The organism is Mesorhizobium sp. WSM4809, from assembly GCF_055811655.1.
Map to the genome: position 1 here is coordinate 1 of NZ_JBVVQW010000022.1, position 20,630 is coordinate 20,630.

General features: G+C 61.6%; 13 protein-coding genes. 5 read left to right on the forward strand and 8 right to left on the reverse strand.

All coding sequences use genetic code 11. The features are described from left to right. The first annotated feature begins 555 nt into the window (after nt 1–555). From AC0L24_RS30500 to AC0L24_RS30515, 4 genes are all read left to right on the forward strand, one after another. Nucleotides 556–3,105: a caspase family protein gene (locus AC0L24_RS30500; protein WP_128287429.1), complete on the forward strand. Its 2,550-nt coding sequence runs from the start codon at nt 556–558 to the stop codon at nt 3,103–3,105. 17 nt (nt 3,106–3,122) lie between these two features. Then, entirely contained in the window at nt 3,123–3,437 is a 315-nt protein-coding gene (locus AC0L24_RS30505; RefSeq protein WP_127380204.1) for a hypothetical protein, read from the forward strand. 265 nt (nt 3,438–3,702) lie between these two features. Further along, a complete protein-coding gene (locus AC0L24_RS30510) occupies nt 3,703–4,809 on the forward strand; it encodes an OmpA family protein (RefSeq protein WP_473564696.1) in 1,107 nt (368 codons plus the stop codon). A gap of 7 nt (nt 4,810–4,816) precedes the next feature. Next, the gene (locus AC0L24_RS30515) at nt 4,817–6,061 is read left to right on the forward strand and encodes a caspase family protein (RefSeq protein ID WP_127380206.1); all 1,245 of its coding nucleotides are present in this window, start codon (nt 4,817–4,819) and stop codon (nt 6,059–6,061) included. Here AC0L24_RS30515 and AC0L24_RS30520 read toward each other — a convergent pair. Further along, the gene (locus AC0L24_RS30520) at nt 6,043–6,675 is read right to left on the reverse strand and encodes a DUF6931 family protein (RefSeq protein WP_245486493.1); all 633 of its coding nucleotides are present in this window, start codon (nt 6,673–6,675) and stop codon (nt 6,043–6,045) included. The two genes, AC0L24_RS30515 and AC0L24_RS30520, sit on opposite strands and share 19 nt — an antisense overlap. A 161-nt stretch (nt 6,676–6,836) precedes the next feature. Between AC0L24_RS30520 and AC0L24_RS30525 the strand changes: the two genes are divergently transcribed. Then, nucleotides 6,837–7,373: an OmpA family protein gene (locus AC0L24_RS30525; protein ID WP_473564697.1), complete on the forward strand. Its 537-nt coding sequence runs from the start codon at nt 6,837–6,839 to the stop codon at nt 7,371–7,373. Nucleotides 7,374–7,385: 12 nt separating this feature from the next. Here the strand turns inward: AC0L24_RS30525 and AC0L24_RS30530 are convergent, their stop codons facing one another. The 7 genes from AC0L24_RS30530 to tssL form a co-directional block, all read right to left on the reverse strand. Further along, nucleotides 7,386–8,999: a caspase family protein gene (locus tag AC0L24_RS30530; protein WP_473564698.1), complete on the reverse strand. Its 1,614-nt coding sequence runs from the start codon at nt 8,997–8,999 to the stop codon at nt 7,386–7,388. Between the two features lie 213 nt (nt 9,000–9,212). Continuing rightward, the gene (locus AC0L24_RS30535) at nt 9,213–11,570 is read right to left on the reverse strand and encodes a M23 family metallopeptidase (RefSeq protein WP_473564699.1); all 2,358 of its coding nucleotides are present in this window, start codon (nt 11,568–11,570) and stop codon (nt 9,213–9,215) included. Then, nucleotides 11,567–11,977 (reverse strand): DUF1036 domain-containing protein, encoded by a 411-nt coding sequence (locus tag AC0L24_RS30540; RefSeq protein ID WP_023809165.1) that lies wholly within the window; start codon nt 11,975–11,977, stop codon nt 11,567–11,569. Before AC0L24_RS30540 ends, AC0L24_RS30535 begins: the two co-directional genes overlap by 4 nt. A gap of 106 nt (nt 11,978–12,083) precedes the next feature. After that, the gene (locus tag AC0L24_RS30545; protein WP_473564701.1) at nt 12,084–14,552 is read right to left on the reverse strand and encodes a serine/threonine-protein kinase; all 2,469 of its coding nucleotides are present in this window, start codon (nt 14,550–14,552) and stop codon (nt 12,084–12,086) included. Beyond that, complete coding sequence (locus AC0L24_RS30550) at nt 14,552–15,331, reverse strand: PP2C family protein-serine/threonine phosphatase (protein ID WP_473564702.1); 780 nt, start codon at nt 15,329–15,331, stop codon at nt 14,552–14,554. Before AC0L24_RS30550 ends, AC0L24_RS30545 begins: the two co-directional genes overlap by 1 nt. A gap of 165 nt (nt 15,332–15,496) precedes the next feature. Continuing rightward, on the reverse strand, nt 15,497–19,054 hold the full coding sequence (tssM, locus tag AC0L24_RS30555; protein WP_473564703.1) for a type VI secretion system membrane subunit TssM: 3,558 nt from the start codon (nt 19,052–19,054) through the stop codon (nt 15,497–15,499). A gap of 22 nt (nt 19,055–19,076) precedes the next feature. After that, on the reverse strand, nt 19,077–20,576 hold the full coding sequence (tssL, locus tag AC0L24_RS30560) for a type VI secretion system protein TssL, long form (RefSeq protein ID WP_473564704.1): 1,500 nt from the start codon (nt 20,574–20,576) through the stop codon (nt 19,077–19,079). Nucleotides 20,577–20,630 lie beyond the last annotated feature (54 nt).

Sequence of the window (20,630 nt, forward strand, 5' to 3'; positions counted from 1 at the left end):
GATACAAACGACACCCGGCAAGATGGAAAATGTAACAAAAACAGCTAGTGACGGGCTGAGTGATCCCAGCCAACGGTGCCATCGGTTTTCCAGTAAGTAATTGAATTTATTGTGAAAGTTTACCCTTGGCGACAAAATTTGTATCACAGTAGGTCTCACAATATTTATCATAAATAGTAATTGGGCGCGCTCGGACACGCGATGATCATTGTCGGAAACCGCCAGTCTTGGCGAAGAAAATCGCACCGGAAAGGCTTCGATGGGCCGCTTCCCGTCTACCGTGGGAGCCGATGGATGGCATCAGGCGCACCCGTCGCTGGATTGGGACTTGGCGGGTGCGTCCCATCCAGACAGCCATGCCGGTGCCGTTTGACACTCATTGCGGATGGCTCGGCTCTGAGGTAATTTAGATCCTGATCGGATGGGAAAGTGCCTGCTGTCGCGACGGTTTTTTGTTTTCTGTTCCTGTCTCGGCTGATTGTGAGCTCTTTAACAGCCTTGATACCGCAACCTTGGGGGCTTGTGGTCATCAGGTAGCGACGGTGGAAACAGGCCATGCTCCGACTTTGCGGATTCATCGCGGTCTTCTTCGTAGCGGCCCTTACGACCTTCGATGCGTCGGCCGATCGACGGGTCGCCCTGGTGATCGGCAATTCCGACTACCGGCAATTCCCGGCGCTGAAGAACCCGGTCAAGGATGCCGAGGACGTCTCCAAGACGTTTCGACTGGCAGGGTTCGAAGTTTTCGTTGCAAGCAATCTCACCAAGCTGCAGTTCGAAGAGCAGTTCCGCAATTATCTTGCCGCGATCGATGGCGCCGACCTCGCCGTCGTCTACTATTCCGGTCACGGTTTCCAGATCGGCGGCGAAAACTTCCTGATTCCCGTCGATGCCTCGTTGAAGCAGGCTGCGGACATCGAGGTCCAGGCCATCAAGCTCAACGATGTCCTGGAACAGATGCGTTCGAAATCGAAGATCCAGGTGATCGTCCTCGATGCCTGCCGCAACAATCCGTTCCCGCGCAAGAATTATTGGCTGAGAGACCAGCTTATCACCGGAGGCAACGCCGGGCTCGCGCAGGTCAGAAGCTCGCTTAACACGCTCATTGCCTTTGCCACCGAGCCTGGGGCGGCGGCCTATGACGGCAGCGGCGACCTCAGTCCGTTTTCGGCGGCGTTTTCCCGTCGCGCGCTGGCCCCGAACCAGGAGATCCGCACGGTCATGGCGGCGGTGCGCCGGGATGTGGTGGAGGCAACAAAAGGCCTGCAGGTTCCCTGGGAGAACTCGTCGCTGATCGACGAAGTGGTGCTGATGCGCCGCAGCAACCGCCCCTCGCTGCCGCCGGTGCTTGAAAAGGTCGTGTTGTCGGGGGTCGGCCCGGTCGATTTAGGCCTGCCGGAACCGGTCGATGTCGACGGCGGAACGATCACCGTGAGCATCGAGAGACCACCTGCTCTAGGCCGCCTCATGCTGGACGGGAATCCTGTCGAGGTTGGCGAACCGATCCAGGGCAAGGACCTGCCGCGTTTGCAGATGGATGTGCCCAAGGGGGTCGACGCGCAGGACGAGGTGGATATGCTGGCCTACGCCACGCATGACAATTGGGGCGGTCAAAGCCAGGGCATCCTGGTGTTCCGGGTTAAAAGCGGCGAAGGCGCCCATGGCGAACAGGTCATGGCCTCGCTCGCGGCCGAGCAAAAGCAACAGGTGGTGGAGCGCGGCATTCATATCACAGGTGCCGCCGAGGCGATCGAAAACCGCGACATTGATGTTCCCGTTGGCGTGGGCCCGGTTGCGCTTAACCTGGATTTCCCGACTGACGATCCCGCGGTCAGTCTCAAAGTTTCGGCATATCCCGCGACAGGAACCCTTTCGCTCCCCGACAGAACCCTGTCACCTCAGTCCAGCCTGATGGCCGCTGAAGTCGACCGGCTGCGCTACGAACCTCAGATCGGAGTTGTCGCGCCGGTCGAGGTCGGCTTCGAAATCCGTGCGGACAGCGCTTCGTCCAAGCCCGCCACGATGAAGCTGTCGCCAAGCGTCGATCCGTGCGACTCCGCCGCCGGCGAGCCTCTGGACCTGCAAGGCGTCGTTCCCGGCCTGCTGCCGAACGAAATCGGCGCCAGCGCCGTGGAGGTTTGCGAAGCCGCTGTGAAGGCTTACCCCGATGTCCCACGCTTCCGCTACGAACTGGGGCGCGCGCTGCTTGCAGCCGGCAAGGTCGAGGAAGCGAAGACAGCCATCGAGGAGGCCGCCAAGAAGGGACATGTGCGCGCCGTGTTCGAGCTCGGCTACATGTATGCGACGGGAACCGGTATGGCCATCGACCGCACGCAAGCCAACGCTCTTTACGCAGCAGCATCCGACAAGGGCGATCCCTACGGCATGACGTCCTGGGGCCGTATCTTGTTCAACGGCAGGGGCGTCAAGCCCGATACCGCCAAGGGCCTGGACCTGCTGCTCAAGGCGGCGGCGATGGGGCACACCTATGCCATGAACGATCTCGCCGCGATCTTCACCGAGGGCCGCAACGGCGTGCCCGCCGATGCGACCCGGGCCGTTGCTTTCCTCGAGGCCGGCGTGCAGCGGCAGGACATGTATTCGATGAACCTGCTCGGGCGCAATTATCTCAACGGTCAGGGCGTTGAGAAGGATCCGAAGACGGCGCTGGGGCTCTTCCAGAAGGCCATGGACCTCGGCCAGCCCTACGCTCCGGGCAGCCTTGCGCGCATGTACCGGGACGGCGTCGGGGTCGAGCAGAACGTCGCCGAAGCGCAAAGGCTGTTCGAACTGGCGACCGCGCGGGGCGACCAGTCGAGTGCCTATGACCGCGCGGCCCTCGAAATGCAAAAGGCCGACAAGGCCGACCAAGCCGTCGCCGTGCGTTTCCTTGCATTCGCGGTCGCGCTCGATTTTCGCAAGGAACTGCCGGACGCCCAGAAGATACTGGCACAATTCGGGGCGAAGCCGAAAACGGCGGCGTTGAAAGCGCTGCGCCAAGAACTCAAGTCGAAGCTTCCCGCGTCCGGTTCGCTGGACGCACAACTGGTCAGCGTAGCCAGGCGAGTCTGGGAAGAAGCCAATCCGCGTCGGGACTTGTTCTGATCAACTGGGAGGCAAAGATGGGCAGGATATCGAAGCAAGCAATCATCGGAACAATTCTGTCCGGCGTCCTGGCGGGGCTCATGGGCTGCACGTCCTTGGTGCCCCAGCTTGAACCGACGCCGCTTGTGGCGAAGCCCCAGCCGAAGGTCGTTCGCACGGCGCCGCCGCGAAAGGTCGTCAAGAAGAAGATCGTCAAGAAAGTGGTCCAACCGGTTGAGGAGGTCCAGCCGGTTGAAGGGGTCCCTGTAAAGCCGCCTGTCTTTCCCACTGCGGGTGGAGGCGGAAGCGGAGGGGGAAGCAGCGGCGGTGGCGGCGGCTGGGGAGGAGGTTAACCAGTACGTGTAAAGGGGGAGGCGTTTCCGCCGCAATCAGTAAATCCAGACGCCAAATCACACCGATCCGCCAACAAGCGCTGCTACCCCGGATGCAGCCTCCGCATCCCTGTACCCGCCTTAGCGCACCATCCCGCAACTTGAGCGCGAGCGACATTTTCACGCTTTCGCGACGACCGGCGCACCTGCTCGCCAAGCGGGTGCAAGTACTCTATGCTCCTGCCAGGTGTCGTGTCGATACGGTGGTCCTGGGCAGGGGCATTCCATGTTCGAAGTCGTCGCATTCTGGTGGAAGACGAGGCTGAAAGACCCCGCCACACGAGGTCTAGGCCTGATCGTCGCGCTTTCCGGCTTGCTGCTGCTCGGATCGCAAACCGCCAACGCCGCGCCGAACTGGACGCTTGATCCCACAGCATCAGTCATCACCTACCAGTCGGTTAAGAAAAACACGATCGTCGAGACCAACAAGATCAGGAACATCACCGGCACACTTAATTCGGCGGGTGATGCCAAGGTCACATTCGACCTCAATTCGGTCGATACCGGCGTCGACTTGCGCAACGTCCGCATGCGCTTCCTGTTCTTCGAGACATTCAAGTACCCGACGGCCGAGCTGACGGCCAAGGTGGATCCCGCCGCATTCGCCGATCTCGCGACAAAGCGCAGGGTGAAGTCGACGCTGCCTTTCCGTCTCAATCTGCACGGCGTCGACAAGGACCTCGAGGCCAGCATCGTCGTCACCATGATCAGTGACAACATGGTCTCCGTCGCTTCGGAGGCTCCGGTCGCGGTTCATGTGGAGGATTTCGGCCTGCTGCCGAATGTCGACAAGCTTCAGCAGGCGGCCAATGTGACCAACATCGTTCCGACCGCGTCGGTGTCCTTCGATTTCGTCTTCACCGCTGACGGCAGCAAGCCCGCCGCCGCCCAGACCGTCGCTGCAAGCACAGCCGAGGTCGGCCCCGTTGCCACCGATGCCGCGAAGGCGAATTTCAGCGATGAGGAATGCCTGAACAGGTTTACCGTGCTCTCGCGCACTGGTGCGATCTACTTCCGTCCCGCCAGCGCGCGGCTCGATGCGAAAAGCCGGCCGTTGCTGACGGAGGTCGAAGGTGTCGTCGGCAAATGCCCAAGCTTGAAGGTCGAGGTCTCCGGTTACACCGATTCCGACGGGTCGCCGGACGCGAACAAGCTGCTCTCGGAGCGGCGAGCCCAGGCGGTTGCCGACGCCCTGATTGCCGAGGGCATTCCGCGCAATCAGATCAGCGCCGCCGGCTATGGCGAAGATCGGCCGGTTGCCGCCAACGATACGCCGAAGAACAAGGCGCTCAATCGGCGGATCGAGTTTTCCGCCTCCAAGCTCGTGAACTGAGGTTCCGGTGAGGTCCGATCTGATCGCCTGTTGCGGTGGCCTCTTTCGTGCCGCCGGGCTTGCCGCGCTTGCCTTGCTTTTGACTGTAACAGCCGCCAGTGCCGAGCGCCGCATCGCGCTGGTGCTGGGCAATTCCCAGTACCAGCACGCGGCGCCGCTCGCCAATCCGGTGCGCGACGCCCAGGCCATGGCCGAACGCTTGAAGAAACTCGACTTCGAGGTCTTTTCCGGCTTCGACCTGCCCAAGCTGCAAACACAGGCAACGATCGCCCAGTTCGCAAAGCAGGGGCGCGGTGCCGACATCGCCCTGTTCTTTTACGCCGGCCACGGCTTGCAGGTTTCGGGCAAGAACTACCTACTTCCGGTCGACGCCACGCTTGAGGACGAAACCTCCCTCGACTTCGAGGCAGTGTCGGTTGACTTCATTTTGCACCAGATGTCGCGAGAGACCAGCATCAGGCTGGTATTTCTCGACGCTTGCCGCGACAATCCCCTCGCGGAGATGCTGGCCAAGACCGCTGGCGGCAAAGGCGCAAGCAGCGGCCTTGCCGAAATCCCGATAGAGAAGGGCGGCGCCGGCACCCTCGTCGCTTTCGCCGCCAGTCCCAATCAACTCGCCTACGACGGGTCGGGCGAACATTCGCCTTTCACCTCGGCGCTGCTCAAGCATATCGGCGCACCGAACGTCCCCATCACCGAGGCCATGAACGGGGTCACCAGCGACGTCTTGAAGGCAACCACCGGCAAGCAACATCCCTGGATCAGCGTCTCGCTGACCACGGAGGTCGTTCTGCACAAGGTCGATCTCAATGCGCCATTGATCGTGGGCGAGGCGAGCGCGCCTCAGGCCGAAGGCGGATCCGACGCGCGCAACACCGGCGCTGCAAGCGCATCAGGCCAAAGCGACGACCAGCTTGCGCTCGATGTGCTGCGTCAGAAGATCCCTAGGCTGGCGTCGGACGCCCCGATCTTTTTCGACCATCCGATCGATTTCGGCGATCCGGCAATCGACGGCAAGAGCATCGCCCAGCTAATCAAGGGCAAACCTCTGTTCAGCCCGGTGGAGGGATTGGACAAGTCGGTATGGGAGGACAAACGCTGCGACGGCTGCCATGAATGGGACGAGGCACGGCTATGCGAACAGGCGAAAAATTTCGCCACCAACGATGCTTCCGTTTTGCGCCTGCAACATCCACTTGGAACGCGCTTCAAGGTGGCGCTTGCCAAATGGGCTCAAGGTGGCTGCAAGTAAGCATCCGCCGATTGGCGCAGCGCCTCGATCTCGGCCATCTGGATGCCCATTTCGACAAACGCGGAAAGAACGGCAAAGCGGTCCACCAGTGCGACACGCGCCAGCCCGGCCAGAACACCGGCATTGACTGCATGGGCGGCAGGAAACGTTAAGGCCGATGGTGCTTCTGCGCCGACAACAGATCCGACAATAAAGGAACCATTGTCACGCCATCCCGCCGCCCGGGCAATCCAGGCTCCCGGGGTTGTTGGCGGCGTTGCCTCTGCCTGGCTCACTGCGGCGCGATGGTGGGGGCTGTCCGGTTCACCAACCCAGTCGCGAACATAGGCGAGCAACTCGTGATCAGTCCCATCGAGCAACTCGCTCAGATGGCTCAGGCATTCATGCGCCCACCAGACCGCAGCCCGATCGGGAAGCAGGTAGGCACAGAACGTGATCGCCTCTTCGGGAACGCGCCCGGCGAGCAGGTCGCGGCAAAATTCGATCGATTGCTGTTCGGTTGGAAGGGCTCTCATGTCCCGGGCAATAGCGGGACAAGCCATGAAGAGATCCTGTGCCGTTTTGAATCGGAGCTCATTGGCCATGACCGCCACGCCTTCATCGAGAAGCTCCAACCACTCAAGCCCCAGGCGCGGCGCGGGTCAAGTCTCAACCGGTGACGCTGCAACAACTGCCGGCACCGCCGCATCCCCTGGCGTTTATCGACAGACAATTGCCCCGGAATTTGGTATGATCACCACCATCGAAATCGGATGCTCAAGCAGGAGTAACCGCTATGCAGTGGGGCAGTTCAGCCTTGGTGTTGGCAGTCGTGTTTTTCTCGACTCACGCTTCCGCCGACCCTGTTCAGAAATCAGAAGACATCGTGAAGTTTTTTGCCGGCGCCGTCGACCTCGGTAAGTCGCGAGGAATTTGTGTAGGAACCGAGGAAGAGTGCAAGAGCAAGACCAAGGCAAAAGACGCGCCGGCCGAAAAATCCAGCCTCGATATGCTGATCAATTTCGGGTTGGATTCGGCCGAACTCGACGCGACAGCGCGCAGTGAACTCGACGAGTTCGCCAAGGCCTTGAAGGACAGGCGGCTGAGCACATTCAACTTCGTTGTCGAGGGTTACACCGATGCCACCGGCACGGTCCACTACAACGAAGGCCTGTCGCAACGGCGAGCGCAATCGGTGGCAGCCTTCCTGACGGCCAATGGTGTCGAGGCCGCCCGCATCAACCCGATCGGCATGGGCGAAAAGAATCCGCGCAGCCCCAACCCGTACGATCCGGCCAACCGACGCGTGGAAATGCGGATAAAGACGCAATAGCGCGCGCTGCCGTCACGGTTTGAGCACGCCGCCCACAGCCACACCGGTGCCGAAGATCAGCGCCTTGGTGAGGAAGTCGTTGTTATCCCGGGGCGGCGGAAGATCATCATCCTGCCGCACCACTGTGTCCCGGTTGCGCCGCTTCTGAACGACCTGCTGTTGTTTGCGGGGTTTCTGTGCCACCGGTCTCTGCGTGCGGACCTTCTTTACCACCTGTTTTTTCGGCTGCGTCGCACGGGCCTGATCGGCAGCATATCTGGCGCGCACGGTTTCCATCATCGGATCAGTCTGGATCACCAGGAATGCAAGTTGCTCGCGTGTCAGATAGCTGGTCTGCGGCAGGCCGTTCTCCACCTGCCAAATACCGATCGCCTGGCGGGTCTGTGGGCCTATGTTTCCGTCGACGCGGCCAAGCTCGTTGCCCAACGCTTCGATGCGCAATTGCAAGTCGATGCGACCCTGGCGGTCGAGGCCAATGGCATTTTCCGTCAACTCGGTGCCCGGTGTTTGCTTCACCTCGTCGGGGACGCCGACCGAGGTGCGCACTGCGGAGCCGGAACTGGCGTTCGCCTGGTCCGTATCGAGTGCCGCGACCTGCCGGTTCTGGGCTTCCGGGTCGTTCAATTCGTCGATGTTCAGCCGCGCCACCGTGGCGAAGCGGCCGTTTGGGAACTGCTCGAGATAGGCCTCGTAGAACGGCACCGAGTTGCGCTTGGAGGCTTCATCCCAGAGCCGCTGCTCGACTTCCCAGGAAGGCGGGTCACCAACCACCAGCGTGGGGGCGGTTGCCGCCCCGGCATTGGCAGGCTGTGCTTCAGGCGCCGCCACGACAACGGGTTTTCCAATGAAGACCTCGCGCCCCAGCGACGCGTTGTGCCAAGGCCTCTGGCGACCTTGCGTCGTCTCGGTCACTTCGCCGCGCACGCGCGTCAGCGCGCTCTGGATCTCAATGCCGGGTTCGGTCAGGTGCCTGGCGAGCGCCGTGGAGTAAGGGCTGTTGACGCCGTTGCCGTCGAAAGCGATGGCGCCCGGATCGGTTGCATAGGCGATCAGGATGCCGCCCGTGCCTACGCCGTCCGATCTTGCTTCGATCGGTGCCAGACCGGACCCCAACGAACGCGACTTCGGCAGCGAGGCGGCCAGCGTCCTGGCGAGCGGATTGTCGCGGCAGGCATCGAGTATGATCACGCCGACCGCCGGATCGGGCGGCAGCGCCGCCAAGAAGTCGTCGACCTGAATGGTGCGGGTCTTGAGATAGGCCGGCGACGTCAACTCGGCGTCGACCGGTATCACGAAATTCTTGCCGTCGACCTGCATGCCGTGCCCGGCATAAAAGATGACAGCGAGGTCGGCATCGTAAGACTGCTCTGTGAACCGGCTGATGAGGCTGTGCATGCCGGCATTGTCCTGATCCATCCCCTCGATCACCTCGAAGCCGGCATTGCGCAGCGTGGAGGCGATGAGGTGCGCGTCGTTGGCGGGGTTGGGCAAAGCGACAGCATGAATGTATTTGCTGTTGCCGATGACCAGCGCAACGCGCTTGGCGTCGGGCGTGGCTGCCTCGGCGCTGAACGCGGCAAGGACAAAAAGGAAAAATCCCCTCAGAAATACGGTCAACGCTTTCATGGACCAGCCCTCCGCCCACCAGGGCGCACTGTTGATGTCTGCGCATGCTAAATTTCGTCAGCGACAAGGTCGCTTATGCCAAAATGGCTCTTGGGCTTATGTGATCCTGACCACAGTCTTGGTTCACAAAGGACCCGAAAAAGTTTGCTATTGTAACACTTGGCAGCAGGAACACCAATGGTCTGGAGCGAAACGCGCGCCGCGCGGGGCGGGTCAAATCGAGCCTATTAGAGTCGTAATCGCCTGCTTGTATTTTTCGAACTCCGGCGATGTCTGGCGGACTTCCGTCGTGGTCGATACCGGTTGGCCTGCGCCGGTCCCCGCGGGGCTGAGCTTTCGGCCCATTTTCCTTTCGGCCCAGTCCACGACATAGCCGGCGGTCTTGCCGGTGAGGAACGGGTTGGCCTGAATGACGGCCGACCCGAGCACGGCGCTCAATTGCGCCGAACCCGACGCCGACAGCACCTGATGCGCGCCTTCCATGCCCAGGAAATGGCAGAGATAGAGCCGGCCGGCTGTGATCTGGTGGCCTCGCGCCCGAAGATAGGCTTCACCCTCGCGCGCAAGATTGCGCACCATCTCGCGCGAGATCGTGTAGTCGTAGCGCAGAGCAAGGAGATCCGCATTTGAAAGTGTGCGCGCCAGTTCGGGACGGTAGGTGTTCATCATCCTGATCCAGGTCTTCGATATGAATTGGCCGGCACCGGTTGCTGAAGAAAGCGGGTTCTTGGCGCGGGCGCTGCCACCACTTTCGACATGAACGATACGGTCGGTCAGTGTTTCGACAGCAGGATCGCTCGTTGCGACCGCGGCGGTCACCGTGCCCAGCGGGTCGATCGCCCCGCCATTCTGATAGAGTTCGAAATGCAGATGCGGCCCGGTCGACAGGCCGGTGGTGCCGATATAGCCAATGATGTCGCCGGCCTTCACCTTTGTGCCGACACCGCTTGCGATTGCGAATTTCTGCATATGCGCGTAGCGCGTCTCGCGTCCGTTGGCATGCGCAATCTTCACCAGGTTGCCATAACCGCCGCCGTCGCCCTGGAAGGCGATCTCGCCGTCGAAGGCGGCTGCGATCGGCGTACCTGCGGGCGCCGCCCAATCGACACCCTTGTGGATGCGAACCACGCCCAGAATTGGGTGCTTGCGTGGACCGAAGGTGGACGTCATGACCCCGTTGACCGGCGTGACCATGCCGTTGGTGACCGTCAGCGAGCGAACCTGATCATCGCCGGTAACGCATGCAAACTGACCGTCGCTCTGCTGGAAGACGAAGCATTCGAAGCTCTTTTCAGCACCCTGCACGCCGACATACAGCACGCGTCCGTCGGTCTCGCCCTTGCCGCGCGGCGTTTGTGAATAGATCAGGACAAGGCGCTGGTCCTCGCTGGCGAAGGCGTCCAGGTCTCGTCCTCTCGATAGGTACATGATCGCTTCGCCGATCACGCCGATCGGAACCTTGTTGCGCGCGGCCGTCGAATAGATCGCATCGAGCAGGCGATACTGCCGCTTGTGCGTGCCTGCCTCCGGCGCGCCCGAATAGTTGAACAGATCCTCGCGCACCCAAGGGTCGACGCCCGATACGAATGAGCCCGCGGCGCTGCGCGTCAGCGTGCCGACAAAGACGTTCTTGGCGTAGATCGAAACCTGCATGAGCGACATTGTTGTCGTCTCGCGCGTCGGCCTGAAACCACGCATGGCGACGACATAACCCGGCTCCAGGCTTTCCCGGTTGAAAAGCGCCTTCAGCGCTTCGCCTGCCCGCCTGGCGTCCTCGGCGGAGAAATGCGCATCGAGCGCAACGCTGTCCAGGCTGCGGTCGTTGAGGATCTTGACGAAGGTGTCTTCGGTCGCCTCGAACCGCTGATACTCATTCGTGACGGTTGCGACACTCGTGTTGTTTTCGATCTGTGTCTTCTGGAATGCGGGCAGAGCTGCCTCGCCTGCATCGATTGTTTCACCCCAGCCGGCTTCGGGATCGTCGGTGCCCATCTGCTGTCCCGAAGCAGCCGGAGCCTCATTGGCGGCAGGCGAGGGCTGAAGATCGTTCTGCAGATCCCCCGCCGGCGGCTGAAGATCGTCCTGCAGATCGTTGGACGGCGGCGGGGCGGTCTGCCGTTGCGCCTGGAAGAATGCGAAGTCCTCCTGCGTCGACGGTATCGTCGTCATGAATTTTTCGCTGGCGCTGAGCATCACATCCGACAGGATTTCGATCTGCGGAGAAATCCCGGCCTGATCGAGATCCGCCGGCTTCGCGATCGAACGGCCCCTCGACGTGGCGTCGGCGTCGGGGGCAGGGGTGATCCACATCGGGTCCCCGGCAAGGTCGATTATGGCAGGCACATAGACCGATGCATCGGCCGGCACGTCGTCCACCCCTTCGACCGCGTGAAGCTCTTCGTCTTCGTCGCCGAACGACCAATAATCGGCGGTGAGGTAGAAGCCCACGGCGATCGACAGCATGATGATCGCGGCAAGACCGGCAAGCAGCCGGCGCCAGAGCCTGCGTCTGCGAAGCGCAAGGCGCGCCTGCTTCTTCTGCCTGAAGCTCGTGTCGATAGTGTGCGTCACGGGCTGTTTCCGGTCAGGAAGAACGTCCACCGCGCCTGTTCGAGCGTATCGACTTCGAGAAATTGCGCCGCGATATGGCCGCGTTGCCAGCATTCGTCGATGCCGCGGGTCGAGAAACGCCTTCGCTCGATGCACATTTCGGTCGATCCCGTCAGGATCGCGTGGCCGAAGACGTCCGTTGCGTAGATGTAGATGTAGCGGTTGGTCAGTTCCTCGCGAATGACATTCACGCACTGATTGGCGCCGATGGTCCACCAGCCGTCTGTCTGATCGGCATTGTCGACCTTCTGGCCGACTGCGAGATTGACGACGTCGAGTGTCTGATTGCAGACCGTGAATTCGGCTCGCGCTTCGCCGGACGACAGCACAGCCAGCAGCGCGGCGCCCGCGATGACCGCAAGCTTCATGTGGCCCGCCAAGGCGAGCAGGGCGCGAACCGGTTCACACTGCTTTATGGGCAGGTCGGCAGACGAGTGGGGCAAACACGGGCAGCGTTCCATCGGGCGCCCATGACTATCCGCCGAGCCGGAAATACTTGGCAGTGGCTGAGAACTGAGATCCGTTGGTCTCGATTTCCTCCAGAATTTTGGGTAGCAGCGCCGAGGCTGGCGTCGGCGCCGAGAATGCGGCCGCCTCAATATCCTGGGGTCCCGTGATCACCATTATGATCTGCGGCACGGCCTTTCCAGCGGCCTTGTCGGCGGCGCCGAGGCCAATCGGGATGCTGAAGGTGGCTTTGTCCGACTGTGCGACGATGCGATCGTCGAGATTAAACACCATGCCCTTGTGATCGATCAGCAACACGCTGGAAATGAGCCCGCCACGCGTCACCAGCGTGCCGCTGATCGGCGTACCGTTCGGCACCGACGTCCGGTCGAGAACAAGCTGCGGCTTGTCGGCCGCGGTCTGTCCCAGAAAGCGCAGAAAATTGGTGACTTCGCACTGGCTCGGCTCAATGAGGCGGACGCTGATGTCGGGCTCCACATGGAATTTCGCCTGGAAATCGCCCAGCATGCGTTCGAATGGCTGGACCGCTGTTCCAAATCCTTCGATCGCGGCTGCGGTGTCGGTTGACGAATTCATGGTCGCATAGAAACAGTCGCCGCCGCCGAAGTCGCGAATCCAGGAGACTCGTTGCGCGATGTCGTCCACGGCCGGAGGAATCGCCGGTTTGGGCACGTTCAACGCGACGACAGGTTGGTCCGGCTGCTTGGCCGCCGGTGGCACTGTCTTTTGGCTCTCGGCGTTCGCGGCATCCGTCTGGCTTGCAGTGGGTTTGGGCGCCGGCCCGGCAACCTTGGGTTCTGCCGGCTGGCTGATCTGCGGCTCCGGTTTGGGCTTTGGGCTCTCCACAAACTCTGGCTGGGCCGGCGGTGTCTTTTCGGATGGCTGCTGCGCGTCCGTTGCCGGTGACTCCGGGGGGCCCTCGGTTTGCGCTGGGACAGTGGGCTTGGCCGGCTCCGGCGTTTGCACTGCCTTGGCATCTGCCTGGCTTCCAGCCGGCGGCACGCCCGCCTCTGTTTGCGGTTGCGCTTCCATTGCCGGCGGTTTCTCGGATTCCTCGGTCTGCGAAGGGAGTTCGGCGGGCTTGGCCGGCTGCGGCTTTTGAGCCGCCGAGGCATCTGGCTGGTTTTCAGCCGGCGGTACGCTGGCCTCCGGCTGCACGGACGGAACTGGCTTTGCCGGCTCAGGGGCGTTCGCGACTTTGTCGGCGAGGGTCGGCGCCGAAGTTTCCGGTGTAGGCTTTGACGGTTCGGGCGCGGAAAGCGATGTCTTGCCGGCAATCGGCGTTGCCGGCGTCATGAAGCCGCTCAGATACAGGCCCGCGCCTGAGGCGACAGCCAGTGTCGCCAGGGCAGCGATCGCGATAGTTCGGGTCTTTGTGGATTTCTTGGGCATATCCGCAGTGACCGCGCGCGGAGGGCCGGCGACCCGCGAAGGCAGCGGTTCGGACAAATGAGCGGGCCGGACATGCGGGACGAAGCGCTGCTCGCCCGGGCCCGTTGCCGTCGGCGCGTTGCGTCCCGCGACATTGGATGCCTGGGCGCCCTTGGGATCAGGAGCAAGGGTTTGCCCGGCTGGCCGGTTGCGGGGTGTGATGGACGTCGGCGGCGTTGTTCCTTCGTCTTCGCCACGCGTCATCCTGGCGATATCAGCCATGCTGACCGGCCGGTCTCGCGGATCCGGTTGCAGCATGGCTTCGACAATGTCACGAAAATCGTCGTCGATATCAGAGAGGTCAGGCACGGCCCGGCGCTTTTCGATGATCTCGAACTGCGATCCGCTCATGTCGATCGGTTTCCCGCGCAGAGCGGCAGCCAGCACCAGCCCAAGGCTGTAAATGTCGGACTGTTCACTGACGTCGCCGCTGTACAGCCCGAGCTGTTCGGGCGAAACGTAGTTGTACTTTCCCGCGAACTTCCCGCCGATCAGTGTCTCCCCGCCCACGGTCGCCGATCGCGCTATACCGAAATCGATGATCTTTGCGCGGTCGACCCGGCACCCCGGCAGGATGATATTGTCCGGCGAGAGGTCGCGATGGATTGCTCCCGCTTGATGCACGGCGCTCAGGCCGGATGCGAGGCGATGGCAGAGCTTGCGCACCTCATCCGTCGGCATCGGACCACGTCGCATGATGTCGTACAGCGACTCGCCGTCGACGAATTCCATGGCAAGGTAGGGACGGCCGATCCCGGGATCGATGGTGAAGACGTGGTATCGCACGACCGCATCATGCGACAGGTGGTTGAGGATCGAGGCCTCCTTGCGGAACAAGGACAAGATCGTCTGGTCACGGGCAAATTCGGGCAGCACGATCTTGATCGCGACATGGTCGCCGGTCTGGATGTTGTGGCCGCGATAGACCTCGCCCATGCCGCCGAATGCGATCCGTTCGTCAAGTTCGTAGATGCCGCTGAGCTGCGTACCGACAACGGTGTTGGCCACTTGCGGCGATATTCGCGTCTTGTCATCGGCGCTCATCAGCCTCGGCCCTCCGCTCTGGACAGATCAGGGTGGAGCGATTGTCCATTGCGCCCGTTCCCAATCTTAACCAGCACAATGGTGACATTGTCCGTTCCGCCTCGCGCCAGAACCGTTTCCAGCAGGTTTTCTCCGGCCGCCTGAGGTGTAGCCGACACGACAGCGGCCTCGATCTCGGGGTCGGTGACATGTGCCGTCAGCCCATCGGTGGCCAGCACGAAAATGTCTCCCGGCATCAGTTCGCCCTGCTGGAAATCGATGACGAAGTCGTCACTGACCCCGATCGCATGTGTGATGACATTGCGGCGTGGCCAGGTGAGCGCCTCGGCCGCGCTGATCATGCCTCGATCCAAGAGTTCCTGCACTTCGGTGTGGTCTTTCGAAATCTGCGAGATCGCGGCGTTGCGGATCAGATAAACCCGGCTGTCGCCCGCCCACAGGCAGGCAAATCGTCCGTCCATCGCCAACAGGGCGGCGACCGTGGAGCCGATGGTGATGCCGCGCGATTCCGATATGCTGCGGATTTCGGCATTGGCCCGGCTCAGCCTGTCCTCGAAGCGGGCCCGAAGATCGGGTGCCGAGCTCGCAATGCCGATTGTTGACAGATGATCGACGATACTGGCGGAAGCGACCTCTCCGGCGTCATGTCCACCCATTCCGTCGGCTACCACCCAGAGGCCAGTTTGTTGCTCGACTAGATAGCTGTCTTCATTGAGCTCACGGACACAGCCTTTGTGGCTCACGCCGAAGCTTTCGATGGAAAGGGCGACAGTATTCAAATTGCCACCAAGCGCTTTTCAAGCGTCCTTCTGCGGCGCACCTTTGGACGCTCGCTGGCGCCACTTTGCCACAGGCTCGAACATTAAAGTACCGAAAACTAAGGAAAACCGGGGTTTGAACTCTGGTCAGCGGATCGGCGCCAGGATCAGCAGATCAAACCCATCTCAAAACGCCTTGGGACAGCTGAATCCGGAAAGGGCCGGGAGGAAGAAGTGGTTGGAGCCTGAACCTGTCTGGAGCGTATAAGTAACGTCGCGTCCGCCAATCACGAAGCGTGCTTGCATGTTGCTGTCGTGGCCGGTGACGGCAGCCTTGTCCAGAAGTCGCTTCAGGGCCCACGGCCCTTCGAACTTGATGGCGGATTCGCGGCCTGGCATCTCCGGCGTCAGGCTCAGACTGGCGGATCCGGAAGCCGCGCCGCTCGGCCAGGTCACTATGCTCGGCATGTTGCCCGCTTGGTTGCTCTGGACGGTCTGGCCGTCGACATCGAGCACCGCCGCATCGGCATCGCCATGCAGTGAGAACGGCGTGAAGGTCACGCTGACCGAGGGCACCGAACCGCCCTGGGGAAAGAAGGCGCTACGGATTTCGGCCGCCAGCTGGAAGTTCTTCAGCGTCGACTTCGACAGGTCGCGGCCGAAGCGAGCATCCTGTTTCCAGCTCCAGTCCTGACCGGTCATATCGATCAGCGATGCGAGGTTCTGTGCGAAGAACCGGTCCATCAGCCCGCCCGGAGCGAACAGTTTGGCGAAATCCGCCATCGCGATGTCCTCGGTGCCATTGCGGGCGAAAGGATAACGGCCGTTGACCGCCGCCTCGCAGGGCTGTGTGACCGTCTGGTCGAGCATCTGGTTCAAATTTGCCACCGAGGTCTCGGTGACGTTGCCTTCAAACTCGTCTGCCGTCGCATTGACCATCCGGCCGAGTTGCTTGGGCAGTCGCGAGACATTGGCGCGAAGGGTGGCTATCTGGAGCTGCAGGTTTGCGTTGACGCGTTCCGTCTGGGAGGGGACGTCGGTTGCCAGTTGCAGGCTCTGGTAGATATCGCGGAAATTCTGGGTCAAGGCATCGATCGGGCGGTGTCCGGCAGCACCGCTCACCAGGGCCTGGAACGGCCTGAATTGCGCTTCGATGTTGGCCCCGGGATTCTGGTTTTGCGCGCTTAAGGATCCTGTGCCGGCACGGGTGTGCGATTTTCCGGTGGCGATTTGTATGCCGATGCGAGCCAGACCCTTGGCCGTGCTTGCTGCGTCCTGTAACTGGCCCGCGCCGCCTTCAACCGCGGTGGCTGAGTCCTTGCCGGAAGCAGCGTCCTGCGTCAGAGCGGTTTCGTCGGCGATCGCCGTAAACAGCAGTTCGATCGGCGAGGTTGGCGAGGCGACGGCGGAAAGCGCGATATAGCGCGGCTTGTCCTTCAGCATCGCTTTGAATTTCAACCCGTCGAGAACGCTGTTCCACGCCGTTGCGAACTCCTTGCCATAGCGGTCGAGAAGTTCGGGACCGAGCTTGGGCAACTCCTGATCGATGCCGCCTTGCTCGCCGCCGCCACCGAGGACCCACTGGTCGTCGGCGAGCGTCTGGGCAATGCGCGAGAGTTGCACCAGATAGAAGCTGTTGAAGCCGGCATAAGTATAGAGGCCGGGAACACGAAGGCCTGACAGATCGCCGCCATCGACCCGCTCGAACAGTAACGGGGCTTCCGGGCCGCTTTTCAGGGAAACAGAAAAATCATCCAGCGCTGCCGCGTATACTGCGGATTTGACCAAAGCCGAGGCACGGTCGGCAAGGCTCATGCGCCCGAGCGACCGTTGAGCGGCTTCGACGAGCGGCTGGTTGAGTTCGAAAACCGGATCGTAGGCGTCGTCCAAGGCAAGCATGGCACCCAGGTGCTTTTCGAGATGCTCGCGTCCTTCGCGGTTGTTTTCACCTGGATACCGGTTCTGCTCCCAATCCTGCTTCATCCAGGAAATGATCAACGCGTCGTCGACCTTCGGCGCCTTGCCGCCAAGCATCAGGTAGATTTTCAACGGCTCGTAGAGCGCGGCGGGATCGGCCATCCTGGCCTGGATCGTCCGCTCGGCCTGGATCAGCAGGCGCGATCGGAACATTCGTTCCAGCGCTTCCCGGTAAGCCGTCTTGGATGCCGAAAGAAGTCTCTCCCGCTGGCTGAGGCCGAACGTCTCCTCGATCGGTGTCGGCACGTCGCCGTTTTCGAACCCAGCCGGCAAATTGCGCAACTGGTCGAGCGGGCCAATGACGTTTTCGAGGTCGACATCGGTGACCTCGGTGCTTTTGAGCAACGCGTCCGCCGTCTGGCGATACTGACTGATGGCCTGGGTTGTGGAGGCGATCAGCGACCTGTTGGCTGTGAAGCTCAGGGCCAGGGTGCCAAGGGCGGCCGCCGCGATCAACGCGATGAAGCCAAGGCCGGCGAATCTGACGATGGATGCACGTCTTACGGCTGATTTGTCATACGAAACCCATCCGGATTCGGCAAAAATGACGCCCGTCAGCAGATCGTGCAAAAAGAAGCTTTTGCCGGTTCCGGAAAGATGGGCGCGGGGGCTGCTGCCGAAATTGCGGCCGATCGCGCCCAACACCTGATCGATTGGGGTTCCCTCCTGCGTGCCTGAAGAGAAGTAGAGTCCACGCAAGCTGACATTCACCTGGCTGCGGATCGGATCGAACAGGCTGGCGATGAAATTGGTAATTTGCTCCTTCAGAGCACCAAACTGCGCCGGAAAGCCAAAGATGGATATACGCGCGACCGGATCGGCCTCTTCCTGGAGGCGGTCAGGCATCTCCTCCACCAAGCGTCTTGCCAGTGCATCGAATTCGGCCGGAGCCTCGGCGGCCATATTCTTGTTGCGATCCGTGGTCTGGAATGTCGCGCCCCAGACCTTGCGCCGGCGCGGCTCGTCGAAGCCGCCGAAGTAATCCATGAACCCTGAAACCAGGTCGGCCTTGGTGAACAGCAGGTACACCGGAAACTGGATTTTCAGCGTCTCGTGGATTTCCCGCAGACGACTGCGTATCTCGACGACGTGAGCGTCAAGCTGCTGATCGTCGAGGCTGACGAGGTCGGCGAGGCTGATGGCCAGGATGACGCCGTTTATCGGTTGCCGTGCGCGGGCTCTCTTGAGCAGTGACAAGAAGGCAAGCCAGCTCTTCTTGTCGGTCTCGGCATTGGAATCCTGCGTCGTGTAGCGTCCTGCTGTGTCGATCAGGACGGCCTGGTCGGTAAACCACCAGTCGCAGGAGCGTGTTCCGCCAACGCCCGCAACTGGCTGGGCATCACCCGAACCGGCCAGCGGAAAATTCAGACCCGAATTGACCAGCGCCGTTGTCTTGCCGGCGCCGGGCGGGCCGATGACGATGTACCAGGGGATCTCATAAAGGAAATTGCGTTTGCCGCTCGACCGCTTGAGCGCCGCCACGGCCTCATTCATGCGGGCCTCGAGCACCCGCGAGTCGTCATCGCGGTCGTCATTGTGTGTGACCACGGTTTCGAGTGCTTTTTGCGCTTTTCTCGCTTGCCAGAAACGCAGGCCGTAGAAAAGCGTGAGCGCTGCCACGATCATCCCGATGATAGTCGCGCGCAGCCAGGCAGGCCCGAGAGGACGGGTATCGGCGAAGCGGATCAAGGATCCGGCAAACCACACTGTCGCCGCAAAGCCGGCCAGCGCGATCATGCTGAATATCCGCAGCAGCCAACGCGTCATGGCCGCACCCGACTGGCCGTGCTCACAATGTTTCCTCCTTGGCGATCATCACATCGACACGGCGGTTCTTGGTGCGGCCTTCCGGCGTCGCATTGTCGGCGATCGGTTCGTCCTCGCCCTTGCCGTCCACCGTTAGTCGCGAAGGATCACTGAACTTCGGTGCCATCATTGCTTCGACGGCCTTCGCTCTGGCGACGGAGAGATCGAAGTTGGACTTGAATGGGCTCGATTTCCGCGGCTTCACATTGTCCGTATGGCCGACAATCCTGATCGGTCCGTGCTCGGGTTCCAGGGCCGCGGCGATATCTGCGGCAACGGGCTGGAACTCCGGCTTCGCCTCGGCCCTGCCGGACTGGAACAGCAGGAGATTGTTGATTTCCACAACGATGAAGTCGCCCTTCGTGCCGATGGTCAGCCCGCCGCCTTCGACTTCCTTGGCCAGTGCCGAACGGATGCGATCGATCTGCGTGGTTGTGGCGACGGGTGGGACGATTTTCGCCGGCTCCGCCAACGGCGCCACGCTGGCCCGTTCGATGGTAATCGGCGTCGATGGGTTGAGCGCCAGCAATTCACCGGCGGCAGCGTCGCCTTCGTTGGTGATGAGGACCCGCAGTGCGAAGAATGCAGCAGTCAGCAGCGCTGACGCAGCTGCCGCGACGACCCAGAGGGGCAGGCGTGTCGACGGCTGCGTCATGGTCGACGCCAAGCCTTGCCAGCGGGGCGAGATGTCCGCGTCCGCGCGTGCCCTGAAATAGCGAAGCGTTTCGTAGACGTCGCGCCGAACGCGTTCGAGATTGCTGTCTTCGCGCGTCAGGCCCCGGTACTGGCCCTCGAACCCCAGCGACAGGCAGACATGCATCAGTTCGAGCAGCTCGTAGTGTGCCTCGGGATTGGCCAGGACCTTGTTCAGCGCTTCGAAGAAGCCTGTGCCGCTGGGCTCGACGTGAAAGAACTGCGACAGCATGCTGTGCTGCGCCCAAGTATCTTTCTGTGGCCAAGGCAGGTTGCCGACGAGATCGTCGGCGGTTTCGCAGAGGATGAATTTCGCAATCCGCGCATCCTCTTCGGCAACACCTGATTTCTCGATTGTCCTGTCGAACCTATCGATCGCCTCAGTGACATGTTCGGCCAACGGCTCGGCTTGTTTCTCGACGGGGATAAGCCTGAACTGGCCGAACAGCATCAGCAATGGTGCGGCCGCGGCAAGGATCGGGTTTGCCGCGGAATATCTGACACTGTCCCTGACATTGAGCAGGGTCTCCTGCCGCAGAGCTGCCTCGGAAGCGCCGCTTCCTGCCGAAGCGGAAGGGGCTCCTTGATAAATCACTGTCCCGGATGCCCAGCCCGGCGGTGTATGCTGGCCGATGCCGGGATCGAATACGGTCGAATTCTTAATCAGCGAGGTTTGCCCGTCATCCGCGACGGGCGCTTGAGGGACCGGCGCCGGTTTTCGCTCACGCCGTGGAGGGGCGCGAATGACGGTCTTGCCCGCCGGGCCGAAAGGATCGTCCTTCGAACTCATGGACGATCGTCCGTGCAGGCGGTGTGCCCGCGACTGGGTGAGACAGGCGCAAAA